The sequence below is a fragment of the Lacihabitans soyangensis genome, assembly GCF_024343775.1.
Taxonomy (GTDB): domain Bacteria; phylum Bacteroidota; class Bacteroidia; order Cytophagales; family Spirosomataceae; genus Leadbetterella; species Leadbetterella soyangensis.
Window position 1 is genome coordinate 41,953 of sequence record NZ_RJUF01000008.1, and the last position, 21,707, is coordinate 63,659.

Annotated in this window: 16 protein-coding genes and 1 tRNA gene; all 17 read left to right on the top strand. The window is 35.2% G+C overall.

Features of this window, described 5'->3' with window-relative positions; translation table 11 throughout:
• The first annotated feature begins 86 nt into the window (after nucleotides 1-86).
• The 17 genes from EGI31_RS04850 to brxL all read left to right on the top strand — a co-directional run bounded on the left by EGI31_RS04850 (nucleotide 87) and on the right by brxL (nucleotide 21,695).
• A tRNA-Asp gene (locus tag EGI31_RS04850) sits at nucleotides 87-160 on the top strand.
• Nucleotides 161-338: 178 nt separating this feature from the next.
• The gene (locus EGI31_RS04855; protein WP_255036041.1) at nucleotides 339-1,550 is read left to right on the top strand and encodes a site-specific integrase; all 1,212 of its coding nucleotides are present in this window, start codon (nucleotides 339-341) and stop codon (nucleotides 1,548-1,550) included.
• A complete protein-coding gene (locus EGI31_RS04860) occupies nucleotides 1,498-2,316 on the top strand; it encodes a hypothetical protein (protein ID WP_255036042.1) in 819 nt (272 codons plus the stop codon). Before EGI31_RS04855 ends, EGI31_RS04860 begins: the two co-directional genes overlap by 53 nt.
• A 108-nt stretch (nucleotides 2,317-2,424) precedes the next feature.
• Nucleotides 2,425-2,712 carry a hypothetical protein gene (locus tag EGI31_RS04865; protein ID WP_255036043.1) on the top strand — a complete coding sequence of 96 codons (288 nt, stop codon included), beginning with the start codon at nucleotides 2,425-2,427 and terminating at the stop codon, nucleotides 2,710-2,712.
• 270 nt (nucleotides 2,713-2,982) lie between these two features.
• Complete coding sequence (locus EGI31_RS04870) at nucleotides 2,983-5,610, top strand: DUF6371 domain-containing protein (RefSeq protein ID WP_255036044.1); 2,628 nt, start codon at nucleotides 2,983-2,985, stop codon at nucleotides 5,608-5,610.
• A gap of 269 nt (nucleotides 5,611-5,879) precedes the next feature.
• Nucleotides 5,880-6,089 carry a hypothetical protein gene (locus tag EGI31_RS04875; RefSeq protein WP_255036045.1) on the top strand — a complete coding sequence of 70 codons (210 nt, stop codon included), beginning with the start codon at nucleotides 5,880-5,882 and terminating at the stop codon, nucleotides 6,087-6,089.
• A 162-nt stretch (nucleotides 6,090-6,251) separates the two neighbouring features.
• Complete coding sequence (locus tag EGI31_RS04880; RefSeq protein WP_255036046.1) at nucleotides 6,252-6,875, top strand: hypothetical protein; 624 nt, start codon at nucleotides 6,252-6,254, stop codon at nucleotides 6,873-6,875.
• A 4-nt stretch (nucleotides 6,876-6,879) separates the two neighbouring features.
• Entirely contained in the window at nucleotides 6,880-7,176 is a 297-nt protein-coding gene (locus EGI31_RS04885; RefSeq protein ID WP_255036047.1) for a hypothetical protein, read from the top strand.
• 51 nt (nucleotides 7,177-7,227) lie between these two features.
• Nucleotides 7,228-7,386: a hypothetical protein gene (locus tag EGI31_RS04890; protein ID WP_255036048.1), complete on the top strand. Its 159-nt coding sequence runs from the start codon at nucleotides 7,228-7,230 to the stop codon at nucleotides 7,384-7,386.
• Nucleotides 7,387-7,444: 58 nt separating this feature from the next.
• On the top strand, nucleotides 7,445-8,197 hold the full coding sequence (locus EGI31_RS04895; RefSeq protein WP_255036049.1) for a BrxA family protein: 753 nt from the start codon (nucleotides 7,445-7,447) through the stop codon (nucleotides 8,195-8,197).
• Nucleotides 8,184-8,741, top strand: a complete 558-nt coding sequence (locus tag EGI31_RS04900; RefSeq protein WP_255036050.1) for a hypothetical protein — start codon at nucleotides 8,184-8,186, stop codon at nucleotides 8,739-8,741. The genes EGI31_RS04895 and EGI31_RS04900 overlap by 14 nt, the downstream gene beginning before the upstream one ends.
• A gap of 13 nt (nucleotides 8,742-8,754) precedes the next feature.
• The gene (gene brxC / locus EGI31_RS04905; RefSeq protein ID WP_255036052.1) at nucleotides 8,755-12,354 is read left to right on the top strand and encodes a BREX system P-loop protein BrxC; all 3,600 of its coding nucleotides are present in this window, start codon (nucleotides 8,755-8,757) and stop codon (nucleotides 12,352-12,354) included.
• A gap of 8 nt (nucleotides 12,355-12,362) precedes the next feature.
• Nucleotides 12,363-13,115: a winged helix-turn-helix transcriptional regulator gene (locus tag EGI31_RS04910; protein WP_255036054.1), complete on the top strand. Its 753-nt coding sequence runs from the start codon at nucleotides 12,363-12,365 to the stop codon at nucleotides 13,113-13,115.
• Between the two features lie 6 nt (nucleotides 13,116-13,121).
• Complete coding sequence (gene pglX, locus EGI31_RS04915) at nucleotides 13,122-16,817, top strand: BREX-1 system adenine-specific DNA-methyltransferase PglX (protein WP_255036055.1); 3,696 nt, start codon at nucleotides 13,122-13,124, stop codon at nucleotides 16,815-16,817.
• A complete protein-coding gene (locus EGI31_RS04920; RefSeq protein WP_255036056.1) occupies nucleotides 16,817-17,398 on the top strand; it encodes a M48 family metalloprotease in 582 nt (193 codons plus the stop codon). Before pglX ends, EGI31_RS04920 begins: the two co-directional genes overlap by 1 nt.
• Nucleotides 17,395-19,635, top strand: a complete 2,241-nt coding sequence (locus tag EGI31_RS04925) for a PglZ domain-containing protein (protein ID WP_255036057.1) — start codon at nucleotides 17,395-17,397, stop codon at nucleotides 19,633-19,635. Before EGI31_RS04920 ends, EGI31_RS04925 begins: the two co-directional genes overlap by 4 nt.
• 11 nt (nucleotides 19,636-19,646) lie before the next feature.
• Nucleotides 19,647-21,695: a protease Lon-related BREX system protein BrxL gene (gene brxL, locus EGI31_RS04930; protein WP_255036058.1), complete on the top strand. Its 2,049-nt coding sequence runs from the start codon at nucleotides 19,647-19,649 to the stop codon at nucleotides 21,693-21,695.
• Nucleotides 21,696-21,707: the final 12 nt, after the last annotated feature.

The following is a 21,707-nucleotide window of genomic DNA, read 5'->3' on the forward strand; positions in this document are numbered from 1 at the left end:
AAAAATCCATAATTTTTTTTCGCAAAGAGTATTGACAATAAAAATTAAGCCCTTATCTTTGCACCACGTTTAAGAGAAACGCAAACGGTTTGGTAGTTCAGCTGGTTAGAATACCTGCCTGTCACGCAGGGGGTCGCGGGTTCGAGTCCCGTCCAGACCGCAAAAAGCACTCATTTTGAGTGCTTTTTTTGTTTTTAAGCCGTTTTTGCTACGTTTCCCGACCCTTCTCTTAGTATGTTTTACCATATGTTACCATAATTTTTGTTACTGGTTTGTTACTCACTTTAATTGGCTTTTGTTTCCATAGGTTTGTTATTTAAAACAATAATATTTGGAATATGAAAGTTAATTATGATATCGTCTTTGACATTAAGAAGGAAATTAGTACCAAGAAAAAAGAAAAAGGTCTAGTTCAAATTAGAGCATACTACAATGGCTCCAGGAAATACTTCACAACAAGATTATATCTTAAAGAAAATGAATGGGACTTTAAAAAAAATCAACCTAAAGACCCAGTTCAAGCAAGGTCTATTCGAAAACTAATTGACAAATTAGAAGATTTTGAAACTCAATACAGACTGCAAAATGATAGCTTCCACTTATCAAATTTTGATATATATTTAAAACCAAAGAAAAAAGAACCTGAGATTATTAAAATTTCCTTTTCCGAGTTTTTTAAAATGCAACTAACCAAAGAGTCTCAACTAAAAAGAGTAACATTGGTTAACCAAATTAATACGTTGAAAAAGCTGACAGAATTCAAAAAAGTAATTCAATTTGAGGATTTGAACTACCAACTAATTCAGGATTTTGAGATTTTCCTTCGTCAAAAGAAAAACCTAAGAACAAATACAATAGAAAAATATCATAGGCAAGTTCGGAAATATATCAACCTAGCTATAAAGCAAGACCTATTTCCTGAAAATAAGAATCCATACAAAAATTATAAACTTACCATAGAAGAAACTGATACCATTTTTTTGCTTCCCGAAGAAAGACAAAGAGTCGAAAATCTAATATTTGAGGAACCTATTCGTAATTATAAAGATCTCGAAATGGCAAGAGACATGTTTTTATTTGGATGCTATACAGGACTCAGGTATTCAGATTGTTTTGCACTTACTGCAGACAATTTCAATGAAACTGAAAATGGTTTAATTCTTAAATTCAGAGCGAATAAAACTAATAAAATTGGGTCAAGACCGCTGTATTTACTATTTGATGGCAAACCTGAAAAAATTATTAAGAAATATTTACCAAAAACTGGCAATCAAAAGCTATTCAAAGGCATGAATAACCCAAAAGTGAACAGAAGCCTGAAAGTAATTGCTGAAATGGCAAATGTTCATAGAGGTTTGTATTTTAAGGCTTCTAGAGATACCTTTGGTACAACGTTATATATGCTATCCGGTGACGATAAACTAGTGCAAAAGCAATTACAGCACAGCAAAAGGGACCAGACGGACAAATATGTTCACTTAGTAGAACAAATTCAAAATGAAGGATTACAAAAAATATTTAAATCCATCGGAAAAGGTACCGATGATTGAAGTACTAAATGACAATGAATTAGTTGACCTAATTAATAGAACCAAAAAGAAAGTCTCAATAAAACATTACTTGAATACTTATTTGTTTCCAGTAGGTGATGACGGAAATGGTAATCAAAGATATCCCGTTTATTACAGAATTATTTTTAACAGACAATCTGTTAAATTAAAAAGTAATACGAATCTAATACTTTCAAAGATTGAATTCGAGCAGTTAACAGAACAAAATTGGAAATTATTAACCAGAGAGGCACTATTCCTTACCTACTTAATTAACAGAATTTACAACAACGTTTTAACAGAAACAAACCGATACTCAGAGCCTTTTCAAATGGGCATTGAAAATTTTGATATTAATCAAATTTTTCACGACTTCAATTTCGGGCAATATGAATTGCCCTCTGTTGTTAATAGAATATTACTATCAAAAATGGAATTATTTTCCAAGAACAATAACCTAAACGAAATCACTTTTGATTTGCTCTCAACCAACTTTAATGCATATCAGCTTTTAACATTCTTAAAATTAGGAAACAATATCTGGGGAAAATTTGAAAAAGAATATAATTCTCTAATTTGGTTTTTTAATATCGAATATGCAACTTTCAAATCAGAAAGCACCCTATATGACAGTTTTGGAGCAACTGAGGTAGACCTACTATTTTTAGATTTCTCCAAATCATTTTCTGACAAACAATCTTCAAAAGAACATAGTGAGTTTCTTCTAGAGCTTGATGCTCTTATAAGGAGTAATAAAGCTTATTAAATTCGATCCAGAGTCTAATTTAGCAATTATTTTTAGCAATACTAAAATGTTGTAACCATTACAACTTTTTAGTATTACCTTCGCATATCAAATAATAACAAATTTTTTATGCACCAAAATCAATCAGAAAAAACTGCCATTAGTCCAGAAATTGAATATCTGGCATCTATCCTTGAGGATAGATTTAAAATTATTGAAAACCACTTTTTAAAACCACCCGAACCCAGGATTCCTGAAACTGCCCAACCAAGTGAAGTTTGCAAAAAAATGGGTTGGTCAAGGTCAAAATTTGAAGAATTCAAAAGAGCAGGACTTTTCCGCACTGAAAAAATAGGAGGGAAAATTTATGTTTCTACTGCAGATTTACGGAAACTATTCCCAAAAGACTTTTTCTAAAAAGGGAGGTGCATAAAAAAGCCGGCATGTTGGACCATGTCGGCTATAATAATGCTCATTTCTATTGATCATCACTATCTTAACAAAACAAAAGTATGAAATTCTGCTTAAAAAACAAACCTCGGTTAGCCGAGGATCGTCTATCCTATGGCTCAAAAACTAGGTATTTACTAAAAAACCCAAATAAGAAACCTAGTTTCTCAAGAAATTCTTTAAAGCCAAAGGGATTATTTAAAAAAGTGTTTAAATCATATCCTATTTTAAATATCCATGGTTGATTACAAATACAAATTCGAAAAACACCCTAATAAAAAGGGTACTTGCCCTGCCTGCGGAGAAAAAAATCAGTTTAGGTACTACCAAGATCAAAATGGTGAAAGATTAAGCACTGAATTCGGAAAATGCGAAAGAACAAATTCATGCGGATATCACAGTAAACCTAGCAAAGATGTTACATTTATTGCACCCGTCAAAAAGAAAATTGCTAAAGTGGAATACATATTTCCTGATCAAAAACTAGTTGCTAGAATTACCTTTTGGAATGAAAATCAAGAAAGCAACTTACATAAACATTGGAATAAGATAGGAATTCCATTAGAACATTTCAAAAAACAAGGAGTTGGCACCGATGAAAATGGAAATACTACATTTATACACCGTAATATAAATGGACATATAACTAATGTTAAAAAGATCAGCTATAATCCAGAGGGCAAAAGAGATAAAGTCAAAAAAGTCAATCACTATCTCAGTCAACCTAATGGTGAAACGAAAAAATTCAGCGTTTGCCTTTTTGGTGAAGAATTATTAGATCCTGAAAAAAAACGCAAAGTAATAATTGTCGAATCAGAGAAGTCAAAAGTTATTGGCTCATTCTACTATCCTGATTATGATTGGGTCGCTTGTGGCTCTTGCAATGGCTTAACACTTGACAAAGTGAAGGTTTTGGAAGGTAGAGAGGTTTATTGGCTTTGTGATGCTGATAATGCTGGTAGAAAAAACTCAAGTATCAATAATTTACATTCGGAAACGTTTAATTTTCATATCGTAGACCTATTTCCTTCGAGGGAGGACGGCTTTGATATAGCTGATTCACTTGAGGTTGGGAATAAGCCTTCATTACATCAAGAAATAAACAAAATTTCACATATTGTAGAAACAGTTGAAGAAGAACATTTGAAAAACAACAGTGTAGATTACAGAAAAAATACATCTATCTGGATAAAAACTAGGAATAATTGGGAAGTAATTGCAGATAATTTTCATATTTTCATCAAATATCAAACGAAAGATGATAATGAAGAAATTTCTTGGATAATTGAGGTAAAAATCAAGGGAAGACCATCAGAATTCATCGAGATTTCTCACGAAGACTTTTGTTCAGCAAAAAAGATGAAGACAATCTTGGCGACCAAAAGACTAAGTTTTAAGGCCAATGACAACCACATCTCAGAATTACACTCATTGTTGTTTTCAACCCCTTTTAATACTGCTAAGAAAATCACTCGATTTGGTTTTCATAAAGAGTCTGAGACATTTTTCTTTTCGAACAAAGCATTATCTAAAAACGGTGAACTGCTAATACCTGACAACTTTAGTATAGTTAATCCTGATGATTTCTGCCTCTCCATGCCTTTAAGTAATCATAAAATGAAACGGAGGTTCGAACTAACAGAAAACGAAATAACCTTTAATCAGTGGTATGTTGAATACTCCAAAACACATACCCAGGAAAAGGCATTTGTGCCAGTTTGCTTTTATATCATGGCTTTATTCAGAGACGTCGTTATTAATCATAAAGGCTCTTCTCCCATTCTGTTCCTGAAAGGATCAGCTGGTACTGGTAAAAGCAGCATTATTCGAAGCCTAACATGTCTTTTTGGCTTTCAACAAGAAGATATAAATCTGAAGTCAAAAAATACGGAAGCAGCATTGGTGAAACTAATGAGTCAATCCGCCAACTCTTTGATTTGGATGGATGAATTTCACAATGAGTTTCCGCATGAAGGCCTTTTACAAGCGGCCTACGATAATGCTGGATACCATAAAACGCCAGATCAATCAAAAAGTAAAACTGATACAGATAGTATCGAGATCCATTCTGCATTGGCTCTTACAAGCAATTATATCCCTTCAAATGATATTTTCTTTTCAAGATGCTTACTTGTACATGTAGAGAACAAAGAAAAGACACATGAACAGAAAATGGGATTTGCCACTATGAAACGCTTTGAACAGCAAGGATTGGGTTGCATCACAGTTGAACTTTTGAGGCATAGGCAGCTAATCATAGAAAAATATGATTCAGAGTTTAAAAAACTGTCATTGGAGCTAGAATCACGTTTTCAAAACGAAAATATTCCTGAGCGTTTATTCAGTAATATGGCTCAAACCATGACTTGTGCTTTGATCCTTCAAAAAATAGGTAAGATTGAGCTATGTGAATATACTGATGAGAATGATATCCTTACCGAGTTTGTAAATATTGGAGAGAAGTATATAAGAGCCCAGAGAGAAATACAGCAAGAGAATTCAGTGTTATCAGAATTTTTCGGGATACTCCAAGTTTTATTCGAGAATTTCCAAATTCAAGAAGGGGTTCATTTTCGATTCGAAAATGAATTACTTTATCTAAGATTGCCGTCCATTTTCCCTTTGTATAAACAAAAATACAGGTCAATTTATTTTAAAGAGTCACCTGATAAAGATTCGATTTTACAAGATATCTTAAAGCTGGAAGAAAGAGATAAAACGGAAATCTTGAAAACTATTCGATTTAGAGAAGAGGAAAACGGCAATTCTTTAAAAAATACCGTAACAAATTCTCTTTCAATAACTTACGAAATTTACTTTACGAAATTCAGTCTAGATTTTACAAATAGACGAAAATTAGCCTAAAATCTTATAACAGTTACAACAACGAGTTAACATACTTATAATCATTATATTATTGTTTTTTTGTTGTTGTAATTCCGTTGTAATTCCGTTGTAGCCGTTGTAAAAATCGGAAATATTTCCGTTGTAAATGTTGTAGCCATTTACAACGGAATTACAACAATGACCATCTTTTATTTATCTTATTTTCAACTAGTTAACTAATTGCGTTGTGTGTTGTAATAAAAAATGGAAAAATACACTATGCTTATCATTTTTTAAATAAATAAATTATGAAATTAATACTTAGGGCCGCTGATGTTCAGATAATATTAAATGTATGTAGAACCGATAGTTATAGAATTATTAAAGAAATTAAAGAGGATTATCCTTACTCTGGTTTACTAACTGGTAGCAAAATAAAAATTGAAGATTTAGCGGAACATTATAAACTTAAAGTGGAAGAAATATGTGCTCTACTAAGTGAACATGAAGGGCCATAAAGGCATTGTAAAACACAATTCATATAATTCATATTGTCCAAAAACTCTGAATATGATACCCTAATTTTGCATGTGATACAAGGTAAAACAAAGTAAAACTGCCTAAATATGACGTTTTATCGCTGTATTTTAAATAAATAACACATTTAAAAAAACATCAAAATGAGTGAACTTACTCAAAACATCAATGTCAGAATGACCCATGAAATGAAAAAGAAAATCATGGATGAGTCGTACAAAAGAGGAATTAGCATCTCTGCTTACATTCTATTTTTAATCCAAGAACATTGGGAAAGACCTTGCCTAGTTCAAAATGATATTCAAGGTGAGTATAATCCAAGAGAACATGAAGAAGGAGAAATCTGTGACAAAGAGTATAAGGAAATGTACTTAGAAGCAGAAGATGAAATCAAAAGACTTGGTATTTATTCGAACAGATTACTTGAAATTTTAGAAGAGAATTCTATAACTGTCCTTCACCCAAAACGAATTGGATTATTTGAGAGAGAAAAAGCCATAAATAATGGAACGCTACAAGAATTACTTAAAATTGAAAAAGATCCTAAATCAATAACAGCTGTTTCTCAAAATAAAGAGCAATTGCTTAAAGCAAGTGAGAAAATTAGATTTATAGAGCAAAGGCTAAATTCATACGAAACTCCAGTTTTGAAAAGTATTTTCCGTTTTACGCAAGGACAAGTCTCATTAGCACCTTCTATTAGGGACTTACCAGATGTAGTACAATTTTTAGCAAATTCATATAATCAACAATTTTTAAATTCTTAAAACTATGCAAACACCAATTTTTAGATACCAACAAGATCCTTTCAGGATATTCAGTACAAATCCTGCACCTATATTTCCAAACAAGAATAAACCTGACCACCCCATTTATTACTATCCAATCAAGGAAAAAAGCAATTTGAAGGGACTATTTATAGCCTTATTCGCTGTTTTGACTTTGATTTTAATATTTATTTATCGAAAAACTATTATGGTCATTATCTTAAAAATCATGAGAAAGGATCAAAAAATAGAGGAGAATGATTTTGTTGAAATGGAAGAATATGGACCTAAAGTCAATTAACTAAATTTCAAAATCAAAAATCAAATAATTTCCGAAATACCTACCAATATCATGGCAGGTATTTTTTTATTTAAGAAAAATAAATATTTCAAAACCTATCCAAAAAGAGCAGTAACTATCATTGAATATAGATATAAAATTGCAATATTTGTATTTTATGATGTATTAGAATTTGAAACACAGACCTTCCAATTATTAGTTATCGAGTAATTAAAATCAAAATTTTTAAGTAATTCTACTAATATCATGAATATAGAAATTTCCCAAAATGACCATTAACACCGACATAAATATACTTGGAGGACTACCTGACTGGAACTTGGTTAATGTTTTCTTACAAGATAGTATTACGACATTAAAAGAAGATGGTACACTTCATACTTATTCATCAATAAAGACTGACAAATCAGTTAAACGATTCGAAAAAACCATATCTACAACTTTGATTCACTTTTTGAATAAAGATGTTGAGCTGCTACTTAGAAGCCTACTCAAAGTTGAGCGTATTTCAAAAGACAGTCTCCAATTATTGTTTTGGAATGCTTCTTTAAATAACGACTTATTAAACTATCTCAATTCTCAAATATACTTTCTTGCATTTTACAGTGGCCGGATTTCTATTAAACAGGATGAGGTTTTGGCTTGCTTGAAAGACTTGAAAGAAAGGGAAACCGAATTACAGAATTGGTCTATTTCAACACTTGAAACCACTGCCTCAAAATATTTGACATTGCTCAAAAAATTTGGATTAATGGGAGGATCACTCCATAAATCCATTTTGCACCCTTATTTAAGTGATAAAATGTTTGTTGTTTTTGTTTATTGGCTTAAAGCCATTGAAACAAAATCAAATTTGATGGAAAGTGCATGGCTCAAGTATGCTTTTTGTGAAATACCGGTGTTGATTGATAGATTGATGCAAAAAAAGTTTGCTACTTACTTTTTAATTAACTTTACAGGTGATAACCTTAAAATAGAAACCACTATACCTTACGAAACCATTTACGATGCTCTTAAATGACCCTTCACATACAATAATAGAAGCCAAAAGGCTCGTAGAATCAGACAGTCGGTCTGAAATTCGATTAAATGCTAATGGTGGGAATTCTATTTTGATTGTTTGTGAACCAATACGTGAGTTTGAATACATAGCTGCCATTAATAACCTTCTGAATCCAGAGAATTTTGAAATCATCGACCTCAATGCCTGCCTGATTGATTTCGTTTCCAATCATAAAGAAGAGTTGGTCGAATTGTACGATTTATTACAGTCTGCTACTCATGAAATTTTCAGAGCTCCAGCTGGTGAAGAATCTACAGATTTGTTTAAAACCATTATCTCGCTCATTCAGAATGCACTACAAGAAAACAAAGTGCCAGTTCTAATCAACACAGGGGCCTTGTTTGGCACTGGCATACACAATATTCACATTATGGAGAATGAGGTCGTGATGAACGCAGCCTTGCCATTATTAATTTTATACCCAGCAACCGTTGACCATGAGCAGATACTATTTTTAGGAAAGTACCCTGCATCTAAATACCGTTGTATGATAATCCAATAAAAGAAAACTAATTATGCTTATAAAAGATATTTTGACGATAGACCTAAGCGAAGACATCAAAAACGTAATCGACTTAGAAGACATTTCTGAAAATGCCATACAATCTGAAATTGAAAACTACATAATTACAGATGGACTGGCCAAAGAATACGGTGATTTTGTTTCAATTTATTCATCCAACATCATTGAAACAGGTGTTTGGCTTTCTGGGTTTTATGGATCTGGAAAATCTTATTTTGGAAAACTAATCGGTTATTTGATAAGTAATAGACTCATTAACGGTACTCCTGCTAGAGATAGAATACTTCAGAGATTTACTGGTATTGATGATGAGGCTCTTGTGAAAAATTCAATTTCTAAATTGAATAGTATCAACTCTAGGGTGGTTTTTATGGATATCGCAAAGCAAGACACCTCAAAAGGCTTTGCTTATGCATTATTCCGAAATTTTCTAAAATCACTTGAGCTTCCTGAAAATGAGCATGGATTTTTGCTCTTTTCACTTATTTATGAGGCATCATATACCAATGTTGCGGATTTTATTCATGACAAAACAGGTAAAGATTGGAATGAGTTAAAGAGCAATAGAACTTCTTACATTGCAAAAATAAAAGAGATATATTTAAGCTTAGCCAAATCAGAGGCGGATTACATAGAACGACTAACCACCATTCGAAGAGAAATTGATGAATTCAGTTCATCGAAATTGAAAGAGGAACTTCAATCCTATTTTAAAATCGTAAAGGACGAAAAAGTAGTTTTTCTATTTGATGAAGCAAGTGAGGCCATTAACCAGAAAAAATTTACATTGTTAGACCTCGAAGGTTTAAGTGAATCATTGTCGTCTTTAGGTGGCAAAGTCTGGACTATAGCCATTGCACAAGAAAAATTGGATGATGTTATAAACAACTCCAATATCAATAAGGCTCAGCTTACCAAAGTAACAGACAGATTCAAAACCAAAATTCACCTAGAGGCTACAGAGGTTGATGTTATTATCAGAAGCCGCTTATTAAAAAAGAACGATTCTGCTTTAGCCTCATTAAAAGAGCATTACAAAAACAATTCAGGCAAAATAGCCGATCACAGCGGGTTAACAGGTGCTGGTAAGACTGACAATTTGGATTCTTATTTGACCTATTATCCTTTCTACCAAAATCAGTTTGGTTTATTACAAAACTTCCTATTTGGGCGACAAGGATATGCATCAACAAAAGTGGCAGCCAGAGGCATGATAATTACCACTTATGATATTCTTAAACGTGAAATCCAAAACGAAAAGGTTTACAATGTGGTTACAGGCTGGCAAATAGCCAAAGAGGCACAAACTCAACCACCAGTAAGATTAGTAAACAGATTTACGAATGCAGAGTCTATTCTAAAAAACGAACATTTCGAAATATCGGGCCGTCGCCTGTTAGAAACCATTCACTATTTGACAGAAGCCGAAATAGCCACAACGTCACTTAACAATATCGTTAAGGCATTTATTAAATCACCCGAGGAGCAGCATGCCGTTTTGCCAACCATTACAAAGGCCTTGGAGCTTTTGGTAGATCAAAAGATATTGCTTTTGACCAATGGTACCTATCGAATTACATCTGACATAGAGCAGCGACTACTTGATGAAATGAAACAAATTCCAGTGGCTGTTTCAAAGAAAAAACAACAGGTAATGAAGGAGTTTAAAAACGCAAGTTTGATTCGGACAATTGCAAAAACTGCCGACAATTCCGTAAACTACGATTTCTATATCACTTCTGACAACGATGATGAGCTTACCTCACCCTCGCAAAAACAGCTCAAACTCAAGGTTAAAAGTCTGTATAGTTACAGTGATGACCGCAATGGTGAAATAGAACAACTAAAAACACAGTATCAAAACGATAAAGATGTCATTTGGTTGGCACCTGACAATAGCCAATTCAAAGAAATAGACAAACTTCTTGATGAAATTGAACGTATCACGTTTCTGAAAGATAAATATACCAATCCTAACTCTGAAGAAGGGCCTATTGTGCGTTCGTTTCAGGCAGAGCGATCAGCCAAAGAAATTCGACTTAAAGAAATGGTGGAGCATTCGCTGACCGAAGGAACGGCTGTTTACCTATACAATGCAGTACAATTGAACAAAACCAATTGGCAATCTACCCTTACGAACCTTCAGAGGCAGGTCATACAAAACGTTTACAGCCAACGGCTATCATCTCAATTGTCTGATGCCATCGCAGAGAAAATAGTAAAAGAGGCAAATGGCGAAAGGTTGCATACGTATTTTACAAGTCAAGGAGCAGATTTTCAGTTTTTTGATACTAAAGGGAATTTCATCGGCGATTCTCTTAAACCAGCTGAGCATATCCTTTACAAAATAAGAAACACATTTATTGATGGTGCTTCACTTGAAAATGATTTGGCTCAACCACCAACAGGATTCGTTTTTGGTACAGTAATCAGTACTATTGCTGCCCTCATGCGTGGCGGCAAGGTTATGGCCAAATTTAACGGAGCCGAAAAATTCTCCTGGAAAGATGATGGCGTAGCTGGATTCTTTTCTAATACCAGAGATTTCAGAAAAGCTTCCTTTAAAGCCATTTCAAAATCAATAAGCTCTACTCAAAAAAACAGCATAGTCACTTCACTGCAAGAACTTGATATTGAAACCCACATCAACAAAAAGGTGGATTGGAACACCAATGATTTTGATTTAGTGACAGCGGTTAGGGAACTGGCCAAACGCTTTTGTGACAAAGTAGATGACATGAAACGCCAAAACAGAGACTTTGATGTTCTGTTTGGCAATCTTGAAATTTCAAAAGACCACTTAGCTCAGTTCACTGGAGCTGTGAGCGAAGCCAATTATATTGACAAAGCCGAGGACTATCTGGCCCATACTGACACATTTTCTGTTGCAGTAAAAGAGATAGAAAAAACAGAGAAGTTTATTAGAAACAATCTGGATAAAATCAAACAGTGGAAATCCTTTGCAGATGCAGTGGTTGACGAACTCAACAAGGCTACTCAATCTGATTCAAACCTAAGTGACCTGTTAGCAAGCTTTAACAGTCTATATAAAGGTGAAGTGGTCAAAAACTTCAGAAGTCTACAAGAAACTATCCAGAAAGTCAAAGATGCTTATTTCTTGTTGATTCAAACTGCCGCTATCAATATGGCAGCTAAGTACACGCAGTTGCAAAAAGACGCTCAGATCCTATCTGATGAAATCGATAATTTGCCTGTAGGGCTAAACAACGATGCCAAAACCAACGTCAGGCAAATTGCCCAGTATGCAAGCCAAAGAACCAGTGCAATGGTAGAAATAGACTATGACGTAAAAGACAAACATACCCGGTTTACTTATTCCGAAATGCTTTCTTTTATACAACTATACAATACCAAAAGCACGGAAATACAGATTATCAGGTCGGGGTTAATCAAAACCGCCCCACCAGCACCAAAGCCTGGTGGTGATCCTACTCCACCACCTACTATCAAAACTTTTTCATCTACATTGCCCGGTAGAAAACTCAAAATAGCAGCCTACAAAAACTGGCTTCAAAATGAGCTTCAGAAAATATCAGGTGCGAGTGCTGATGATGAAATCGAAATTAACTAAGTTTGCTTATGCTCAACCATGACGACATAAAACTCTTAATATCAGGCAGCGAAAGCTATAATTCAGAATTTAAAGTGACCGTACCCAACAAGGTAAAGGAGCTCACCGAAGAGATTTGTGCAATTACCAATGCTGCTGGAGGAGTGTTGCTGATTGGTGTGAACGACCAAAACGAGCTTAGAGCCATAGTAATAGACAATGCCAAGCCGCAGTTTAAAACCGAAGGTATGTTTGTGGTAGTAGTAAAACGCAGAAAAAAAACTTCGGAGAAAACTTCGGAGAAAACTTCGGAGAAAACTAGGGAGAAAATTGTAGAATTGATACGTAACCATAAAGAAATCACGATAGACGAATTAGCAAGCACTTTAAAACTCTCCACAAGGGCTATTGAATTGCAATTGAGTGCTTTACGAAAGAATAATACTATAGAACGCATTGGTTCTGACAGGGATGGTTTTTGGCAAATTAATGAAAAAATAATCCAAAAAAACATTTCTGAAACTACAGAAAAAACTAGGGTAGAAACAGAAAAAAAAACTAGGGTAGAAAATCAAAAACCTAGGGTAGAAAACCTGGAGAAAACTAGGGTAGCAATAGTGAATGCCATCAAAGAAAATAATCAGATAACTGCCCTCGGCTTAGCTGAATTATTAGGTTTGACTACAAAAGCAATTGAGGCTCAACTGAACAAACTTAAAAAACAAGGTACCATAGAACGAATAGGCCCAAACAAAGGTGGCCATTGGAAAATAAACGAATAAACACGCATGAAACTAAGCGACCACGTAGAACATATACGACAACTGATAGACACTGCCTTTCGCAACCGATTAGGCCGTATGGGCTTTGCCAACCACGAACTAAGCCAAGCGACCAGAGAAGCTGGTCTCAATAAAGAACAAGAGCGTTTAAATAATATTCTGGAGACGTTTCAGCTCGAAACAGGCAACAAACCCGATGCATTCGAAAAACTGGTAGAAGAACTCACTTTTACCTTGTTTAACCGTCTGGCGGCTCTCAAGGTGATGGAGGCCCATGCCTTGCACCCCGAAATAATCACCAAAAACAGCCTGCATGGCAACCGCTCTTTTGCCCACAAAATGTGGCTCGAAGCCAACCCCGACCACCGCAATGAAGAACTGGAGGCATTAGGAAGTTTTATTGAAGTAGAATTGGGCAAACTAGCCAAAGAAATACCACTGTTTAGTCTGCAACACCCCTACCATTTGCTACCCACTACCTTTGAGCTCAGCGGCATCATCAATGCCTTCAATCAAGTAGAGACCGATGCACAGGTAGAAGACCACATCTGGAAAAGCGACGATGTGCTGGGCTGGTTGTACGAAAGCTACAATGTATTTAAAAAGAAGCAACACGACTTAAGTGGCTTAAAAACTGAATACAATAAAGTAAGTATCCAAAGTCAATATTATACTCCTCGCTGGGTAGTACAATTTTTAGTTGATAATAGTTTGGGTAAACTTTATTTAGAAATGTACCCCAATAGCGACATACGCCATAAGTATAAAATTGCCAATGCTCCAAATCATAAAATAAGAGAACGAAAGCCATTGCACGAAATACGAATGATTGACCCTTCCACGGGATCGGGCAATTACCTATTGTATGGCTTTGATATGTATTATGATTTATACATAGACCAAATAGAAAACTATGGTGCAGATTACAACGAAGCTGATGTGCCCAAACTGATTATTGAACACAACTTGCACGGAGTGGACTTAGACGACCGTGCCATACAGTTGGCCCAATTGGGTTTGTATATTAAGGCAAAAAGAAAGAAGCGTACTGTAAAAATTGAGCATTTCAATATTGTGAGTTCCGATTTTTACTTACCGGCATACAGCGAAGTAAATCATATTTTTGAATCCGAAGGTATCGTAAAGGAAAGAGAACGGAAAATTATAGAGGAAGTATGGGAAGACCTCCAACAAGCCCATAAATTTGGCTCGCTTATACGATTGGAAGAAAAACTGCATTGGAAGTTTTTTGGTAAAAATGATGGCATAGTTACCCTCTTTGACCAACAAGAATTAGAAGATTTTGATACTTTCAGAGAACACTTCTTTACCAACTTACAAAAAGCGGTAGCTCAAAACGCCGAAAAACAAGGCGAAACCTTTCTAAATACCAAAACCCACGATGCCATTACGTTTTTGGAGCTAATGACCCAAAAATACGACGTAGCCGTAGCCAACCCACCTTATACAGATAGTGCAGATTTTGGTCCAGAACTAAAAAAATTTGTAGATGCAAATTACAAAAAACCCTATAAATTCAATACTAACCTTTATGCCGTTTTCATAAATCGTTGTTTCGAATTAACAACTGAAAACGGAAAGATAGCACTCATCCATCCATTAACTTTTATGTACATCAAAACTTTTGAAGATGTACGTAAATTTATTTTGGGGAAAACACATATCAGTGTTTTTGTAGATTATAGTGCAGATAGTACCAATTTATTTGATGGTGCTTTTGCTTCAGCACCTGCATTTTATGTACTTGAAAAAGGAAATGAGAAGCAAGAAAAATCTTGGTTCATATCATTAGACCAATACACAAGGACACCAAATGAAAAGTTAAAAAAAGATTTCTGTTTAGAAGCCTTAGATGATATTATTTCTAACCGACCAAATAAACACAACATAAAGCTTTTTCAAGAAAAACTCAAAACTATTGAAGGTTCGCCTTTTATTTATTGGATTAGTGATGGATTCAGAGAAAAATTTAAGGAGAAAGCCATTGATGATATTTTAAAACCTCGTCAAGGAATTGCAACAGGGAACAATGATAAATGTGTAAAATATTGGTGGGAAATAGAACAAGCTGAGATATCAAAAGATTTAAATGATATGAAGAAATGGAAGTTCTATTCTAAAGGTGGGGCTTATAATAAATGGTATGGAAACTTTTGGACAGTAATTGATTACAGCCCTTCGGGATATAATTTTTTATTAAATAGTGGCAACCATCTTCCAAGCCGTAATTATTACTTTTTAGAAGGAGTTACTTATTCCGCCTTAGGTAAAGGTGTTTCATTTAGATATATGCCTCCTAACCAACTATTTGATGTTGGTGGTTCCTGTATATTTCCAGGAGAATTTAAGAATGTAAAATATTATTTATCTTTTTTAAACACTAAATTAACATTCTATTTAGCTAATTGCTTGAACCCTACAGTAAATACCCAAGTAGGTGACTTAAAGAGAATACCTTTTGTAATTCCTTCAAAAAAAATAGAAAATACAATATCACAATTTGCCACCTATAACATAGACGTTAAACATATTTTTTGTTCATATCGAATTACTGAAACCAACTATAAGCAATCACTTCTTATTGCTTTTCAAGGAGCATCTTTAAAAGAGCGAATATTGGCATATCTCACTTATGAGAATGCCCTGCACACGCAGGTGCTTATCAATGAAGCTATTATCAACGAAATTATTTTTGAAGTATATGAACTCAGCGATGCAGATCGTGGGCAGGTAGAAGCTAAAATGGGTCTTTCTATTGGTTCTTTAGCTGTGTTTAAAGAAGCAAAAGATGCATTTTTAGGACAATTGCAAAACCCAATGGCAGAAGTAACAAAGCATATCCAAAACTTACCCATTGCTACTTTTGATGAGCAACAAATTAGTGAAATAAGAGACGCTTTTGGTACACTTTATCAAAGTAACAATGACTTGGAAGAGTTTTGCATTCGCCATCAAGTTAACCCCATAAATGTGTGGTATTGGTTTAAAGAAAGCCGTGTGCTGCCCCAAGCCCGTGTGGCCGAAATAGCCCTCGAGTTTCTAGCAGATGCCTTCCGCACCATTTTGATGGAAGACGTAGACGGTATAGTGCCATTGGTAAGCCTACCCGGTGAACCAAGACTGTATGATAGATTTGAAAAATATTGCTACGACCAAGGCTTTACCGATGCCCAAATCATGCAGCTAGACGGTCTGCTGGGTCGCCCGCTTAATGACTATATTGAGCAGCATTTTTTCAAAAACCTGTCTGACCACCTCAACCTGTTCATGTATTTGCCCAAAACACCGTTTATCTGGCACCTCAGCAGCGGTGAGCAACAAGGTTTTGAGGCCTTCATTATCATCTACAAATGGACTTCTGACAGCCTCTACAAACTCAAAAGCACCTATCTAAGCCAACGCACCGAGCGGCTCAACAACCGCAAAGCCGAAATAGCAGATACAAACACCGGCCAAGCCCAAACAGAGCGTGAAACCATAGAAAAACAGCTAAGAGAAATAGAGATTTTCGAGCAAAAAATAGACGACCTCATAGCCAGTGGCTACAACCCCAAGCTAGACGACGGTGTAGGCAAAAACATTGCCCCACTCCAAGCCCGAGGCATGCTAAAAGCCGAAGTCCTAAAAACCACAGGAGGAGCAAAATCACAATTGAACAAATACCTAAATGCAGATTGGTGATGGAATTGAAAACTAAAGAAATAAAATTTAAGAGCTTATTTAGACAAAAGAGCTTTACTGATTATTATGACCTTAGTGGAATCTTAGGAAATTTATTAATTGATCTTTCCGAAGAAGAAATTGATTTCTTAGTGAATAAAAATGTAGTATTTATTAGAACTTGCAATCCTGCATCAACAATAAATATCAAGAATATCGAAATAAATGGAGAGTTAAATTTAATAAATTTTGATCATTATATGTTCAAAAAATTAATGCCAGAAGAATTTTTGGCTGTGCTCCTACATGAAATTGGTCATATAAAAAATCCCGAACTAAAAGGAATGGAAGCTGAATATGCCGCTGATAAACTCGCAGCCGAAAAAGGGTATAAAAAATGGATAATCAGTAGCTTAAAGAAGGGTATTCAGAATGAATGGATGGGATTTGAAAAAGATTCATGCAAGCTTAGAATTGAGAAGCTTAATGAAAGTGACTATCCAAAATATTCTGAGGCAAAATATAGAGATGATTATGATGACAAGGATGATGACGACGATGATGACGATACCAAAGATATTGTTCAAACGATTATAAAATGACAGAAAAGTGGTTTATAGAGGATATTAAAAAGTTGATGCAACATCGCCAAAAAGTGGTATTGTTGGATCCGCATGGACTGTGTGAGTTTTTGTTACCTATTCTGGAGAAAAACCACATAACAGTATTAAGAACTGATGCCTCCATTTCAAAAAAATGGGAACAAGAAAAAGAGGAACTCTTTTTGAGACATGAAGCCGAAACTACTTTCAAAGGGAAGGATTTGGTATTTTATATTACACGACCTCAGGAAAAACTGAGTTTTTTGTTTGATTATTGCTTTACCAATGGCTGTTTAGATTTAAGCCATCCTCAAGAATGGCTCAAGAAAAAAATATTTACTAATACTGGTCTGCAAGTTCAGCTAGACAACCCTATGCTACTCACAGCTGCCAAAATGGGCATTGGCAAGGATATCTCTTGGTGGAAAAAGATTGTCCAAGACCTAGAAGAGGTGATCAACCTAAATGAGGAATTATTACCTTTTGTACATCGTCCAGATGAATATTTAAAATCCAAAGATGAAACAATAAAAAGGCTCTTTGAGGAAAAGCTTCACGAATTATTAGAACAACCTTATCTCAAAAAGTCAGCTCAGACCTTAGCAGATGAAGTAGTGAAAAAGATGTTAGACGGCCTAGCTTATAACGAAATATCTGAAACACTATTGGAATTATACTACAAATGGACGGATAGTGCGACATATAAACCATCACTCGAAACCTACATTCGTAATTACAAAATTTCTAATGAGGTCAATCCTTGGAATGCTCATCCAGACCATTGTTTCGAAAAACTCGATCAAAAAGCAATAAGGCAAATTGCGGATTATATCAGAGACAAATCATTTGTGGCAGAAAGGCTCGAAAAGCTATATTCAAGGATATTTTCAACAAAAAATAAAAATAATGTCCCAGTCTGGTGGCATGACGTTTGGGCCTTATCTCATTTAGATACTAGGGCTATTTCAAAGCTAGGAAGTTTAAATGGGGTAATTGATTATTATACAGAAACATTCTCAAAAATCGATAGAGCCATTCGAAACCTCTATGAAGTATTTTTGAACGATGAAAACATCATAAGGCCACTTCAAGAGTATTATGAAGACCACAACCATTTAATGTTGCAGGCTTGGTTTGGCTTTTTTAATGACTATAAATCTGACCAGCAAGGCTATATACCTGAATTATTGTCAAAGGCCAATGCCAAAACTGCCATAATTGTAGGCGATGGACTTAGATATGAAATTGCTGATTTTGTAGCCACCGAATTACAGAAGTATTTTAAGGTGGATAAACAGGTAATGTTGGCCGATATGCCTTCTGAAACAGAGCACAATATGAGTGCATTGTATGTTGGAGGCAACCAGGTGTTAGCACTTCAAAAAGACAGAGAAGCAAGCCTTTCAAAAGTTTCTAGCAAAAATATTAGCTATTTACAACTAGAACAGCTCAATTATGGCACTGAAGCTGACTTTTTGGTATTAACCTACAAAGACATAGACAATGCAGGTGAAAAGCTGCAACAAGCAGCCATTAAGCTATTTTCAGAGTTTGAAAAGGTACTTATCGAAAACATTACGCTTTTAATCAACATGGGTTATCAAGAAGTATATCTTGTTACTGATCATGGTTTTGTTTTAACAGGCTTATTAGATGAAGCCGGCAAAATAGAACCTAGTGCTACGGGTAAAAAAGATGTCCATGAGCGGTTTATTAGAACTGTTGAAAAGCAATCCAATCCTGAATGGCTCTCATTTGAAAGACCATACGGAGAATTTAAATATGTTTATGCTGCCAAAAACCATCGCCCATTTAAATCCAAGGGGGTTTATGGATTTTCACATGGCGGTTATACCCCACAGGAAATTATCATACCTAAGTTTAAGTTTTCTAAAAAAAATGATGGAATTTCAGTGCTGGAAGTGTTAATTTCGAATAAGCCTGATTTGAAAGAGGTGCCTAGTGAACTATTTATTATTAAATTAGATGCACCAAAAGGAGCCGCCGAACTTTTTGGAACCTCAAGGAAAATTCAGATAAAGCTGTTTGCAGGTAAAACACAATATCAAAGCAGTGATATTTTCAATATTGAGTCAGACTCGGTGATAGACAAAGAATTTTCGTTTAACGGCAATAGTGAAGTGCAGGCCGTACTGTTAGATGCCGTTACACAAGAGCAACTCGACACAGCAATTATAAAAAAATCAAACCTTCGTGACCTTGGAGGTTTACTTTAACTTTTTTGAATATGATAATATTAGACGACTTAGATAAAAAAGCATTAGACCATTTCAGAGGTTTTGTTGTAAAAAAAGACCTTGTCGGTATTATCAAGGGTGGGGCTAATGTCCCAGCATTTGTGTTAGAATATTTATTGGCCAATACTTGTAGCACGGAAGACGAAGAAAAACTGAAAGAGGGCATGGAGAATGTAAAAAAGATTCTTCGTGACCACTATATCAATCCTGAAGAAAGTTCTCTTATTCAGTCAAAGTTAAGAGAAAAAGGTCGTTATAAAATTATAGACAAAATCTCGGTAGAGCTTGACCCACAAAAAGACCGTTATTGGGCTAATATAAGTAACTCCAATATCCGAAAAGCCAACATTAGCGATGAACTGGTTAAGAACCATGAGAAGCTGTTATTGGGCGGAATTTGGGCTATAATAGAGATGGAGTATGACCCAATGATCACAATAGGCAATACAGTTTTCCCATTTGTGGTAAGAGACATCAAACCTATCCAACTATCTAGCTTTGACAATACAAAGATTTCAGATAAAAGGGGGCTGTTCAGCAAACAAGAATGGAAAACCCTATTGCTAAGAAGTGCTGGATATGAACCATTAAGCGAGGGTTTAGACGACAGGAAACTCAACTTGCTCCTTTGTCGATTAGTTCCTCTCGTTGAAGCCAATTTTAACATGGTAGAACTTGGCCCAAGAGCATCAGGCAAGTCATATATTTATAAAGAAATTACCCCATATGCCATCCTGATTTCTGGTGGACAAGGTTCAGTAGCACAACTATTTGTCAACAACACCACAGGCAGAGTAGGTGCAGTAGGCCTTTGGGATGCCATCTGTTTTGACGAAAGTACCGATAAACTTTTTAAAGACAGAGACGCTATACCATTGATGAAAGACTACATGGAGTCTGGTTCATTTTCAAGAGCAAAAGGCGGAGAGATTTCAGGGTCTGCTTCGATAATATTAAATGGAAACATTAACCAACCTGTTGAGACCGTTTTACAAACCTCACATTTATTCAGCCCTTTGTCTGAAGAAGTCAATTATGATACAGCATTTTTAGATAGAATAAATTTGTTTTTGCCAGGTTGGGAAATAACAAAATTTAGCCCGCAAAACTTTACTAACCATTTTGGCTTTAGTACTGATTTTTTCTCTGAAATACTCAAATCACAGCGTAAAACAACGTTTTACGACGCAATTGACAAGTATTACACGCTTGGTGCCCACCTAAAACAAAGAGACTCAAAGTCTGTAAGACGTATCGTTTCGGGATTTATAAAGCTGCTTCATCCTGATGGTATTTATACCAAAGAGGACATCAAAGAATATATGGTGATAGCGATGGAAATGCGACGCCGTGTAAAAGAACAGTTGAAACGAATTGGTGGCATGGAGTTTTGGGACACCAATTTTTCGTACATTGACAAAGAAACGCAGGAGGAAATATTCGTTGGCTTGCCCGAAGAAAGAGGTTCTTCATTGATTGAAAGTAATCCTTTGGCACCAGGTGTTTGTTACACAGGCACAAGTGACGGAGATAATAATTCTTTGGTAAAAATTGAAGTAGTAGCCATTCGAGGTAATGGCAAACTTAACGTAACAGGAACCAATAACCAGGAAGTAAAAGAGAATATTAAAAATACCTATAATTACCTCCGAGCAAATGAAAAAAGCATTCTAAATGAGCAGCATTCATTGTCAGGATACGACCTTAACATACAAATCAGCAATCTGATGGGGTCGCAAATATTTGGTGGAATAGGCAGTGCTGTTTATGTGGCCATTCTTTCGGCCATTTATAAGAAAAACCTCAAGCCAGGCTTAGCAGTATTAGGAAATATCTCTATCGGGGGAGCCGTAGAAAAAGCTTCTAGTTTTGCAGAAAAAGTAACTTTACTATCAGATAATGGTGCTAAAACAGTATTGGTACCTATGGACAACCTAAACGAAATGACCACTTTACCCTTAAGTATTCTTGGTAAAACTGATACTCCTTTTTATGCTAATAGTCAGATGTTGTTGCAGAAAGCTGTTCTGGGGGAATAAATAAATTTAATA

Excerpts from the sequence above, each read along its gene's own strand:
- EGI31_RS04855 (WP_255036041.1), top strand. The coding sequence starts at position 339 with ATGAAAGTTAATTATGATATCGTCTTTGACATTAAGAAGGAAATTAGT.
- EGI31_RS04895 (WP_255036049.1), top strand. The coding sequence starts at position 7,445 with ATGACCATTAACACCGACATAAATATACTTGGAGGACTACCTGACTGG.
- EGI31_RS04885 (WP_255036047.1), top strand. The coding sequence starts at position 6,880 with ATGCAAACACCAATTTTTAGATACCAACAAGATCCTTTCAGGATATTC.
- EGI31_RS04870 (WP_255036044.1), top strand. The coding sequence starts at position 2,983 with ATGGTTGATTACAAATACAAATTCGAAAAACACCCTAATAAAAAGGGT.
- EGI31_RS04890 (WP_255036048.1), top strand. The coding sequence starts at position 7,228 with ATGGCAGGTATTTTTTTATTTAAGAAAAATAAATATTTCAAAACCTAT.
- EGI31_RS04865 (WP_255036043.1), top strand. The coding sequence starts at position 2,425 with ATGCACCAAAATCAATCAGAAAAAACTGCCATTAGTCCAGAAATTGAA.
- EGI31_RS04860 (WP_255036042.1), top strand. The coding sequence starts at position 1,498 with ATGAAGGATTACAAAAAATATTTAAATCCATCGGAAAAGGTACCGATG.
- EGI31_RS04880 (WP_255036046.1), top strand. The coding sequence starts at position 6,252 with ATGAGTGAACTTACTCAAAACATCAATGTCAGAATGACCCATGAAATG.
- pglX (WP_255036055.1), top strand. The coding sequence starts at position 13,122 with ATGAAACTAAGCGACCACGTAGAACATATACGACAACTGATAGACACT.
- EGI31_RS04875 (WP_255036045.1), top strand. The coding sequence starts at position 5,880 with ATGAAATTAATACTTAGGGCCGCTGATGTTCAGATAATATTAAATGTA.
- EGI31_RS04925 (WP_255036057.1), top strand. The coding sequence starts at position 17,395 with ATGACAGAAAAGTGGTTTATAGAGGATATTAAAAAGTTGATGCAACAT.
- brxL (WP_255036058.1), top strand. The coding sequence starts at position 19,647 with ATGATAATATTAGACGACTTAGATAAAAAAGCATTAGACCATTTCAGA.
- EGI31_RS04920 (WP_255036056.1), top strand. The coding sequence starts at position 16,817 with ATGGAATTGAAAACTAAAGAAATAAAATTTAAGAGCTTATTTAGACAA.
- EGI31_RS04910 (WP_255036054.1), top strand. The coding sequence starts at position 12,363 with ATGCTCAACCATGACGACATAAAACTCTTAATATCAGGCAGCGAAAGC.
- EGI31_RS04900 (WP_255036050.1), top strand. The coding sequence starts at position 8,184 with ATGCTCTTAAATGACCCTTCACATACAATAATAGAAGCCAAAAGGCTC.
- brxC (WP_255036052.1), top strand. The coding sequence starts at position 8,755 with ATGCTTATAAAAGATATTTTGACGATAGACCTAAGCGAAGACATCAAA.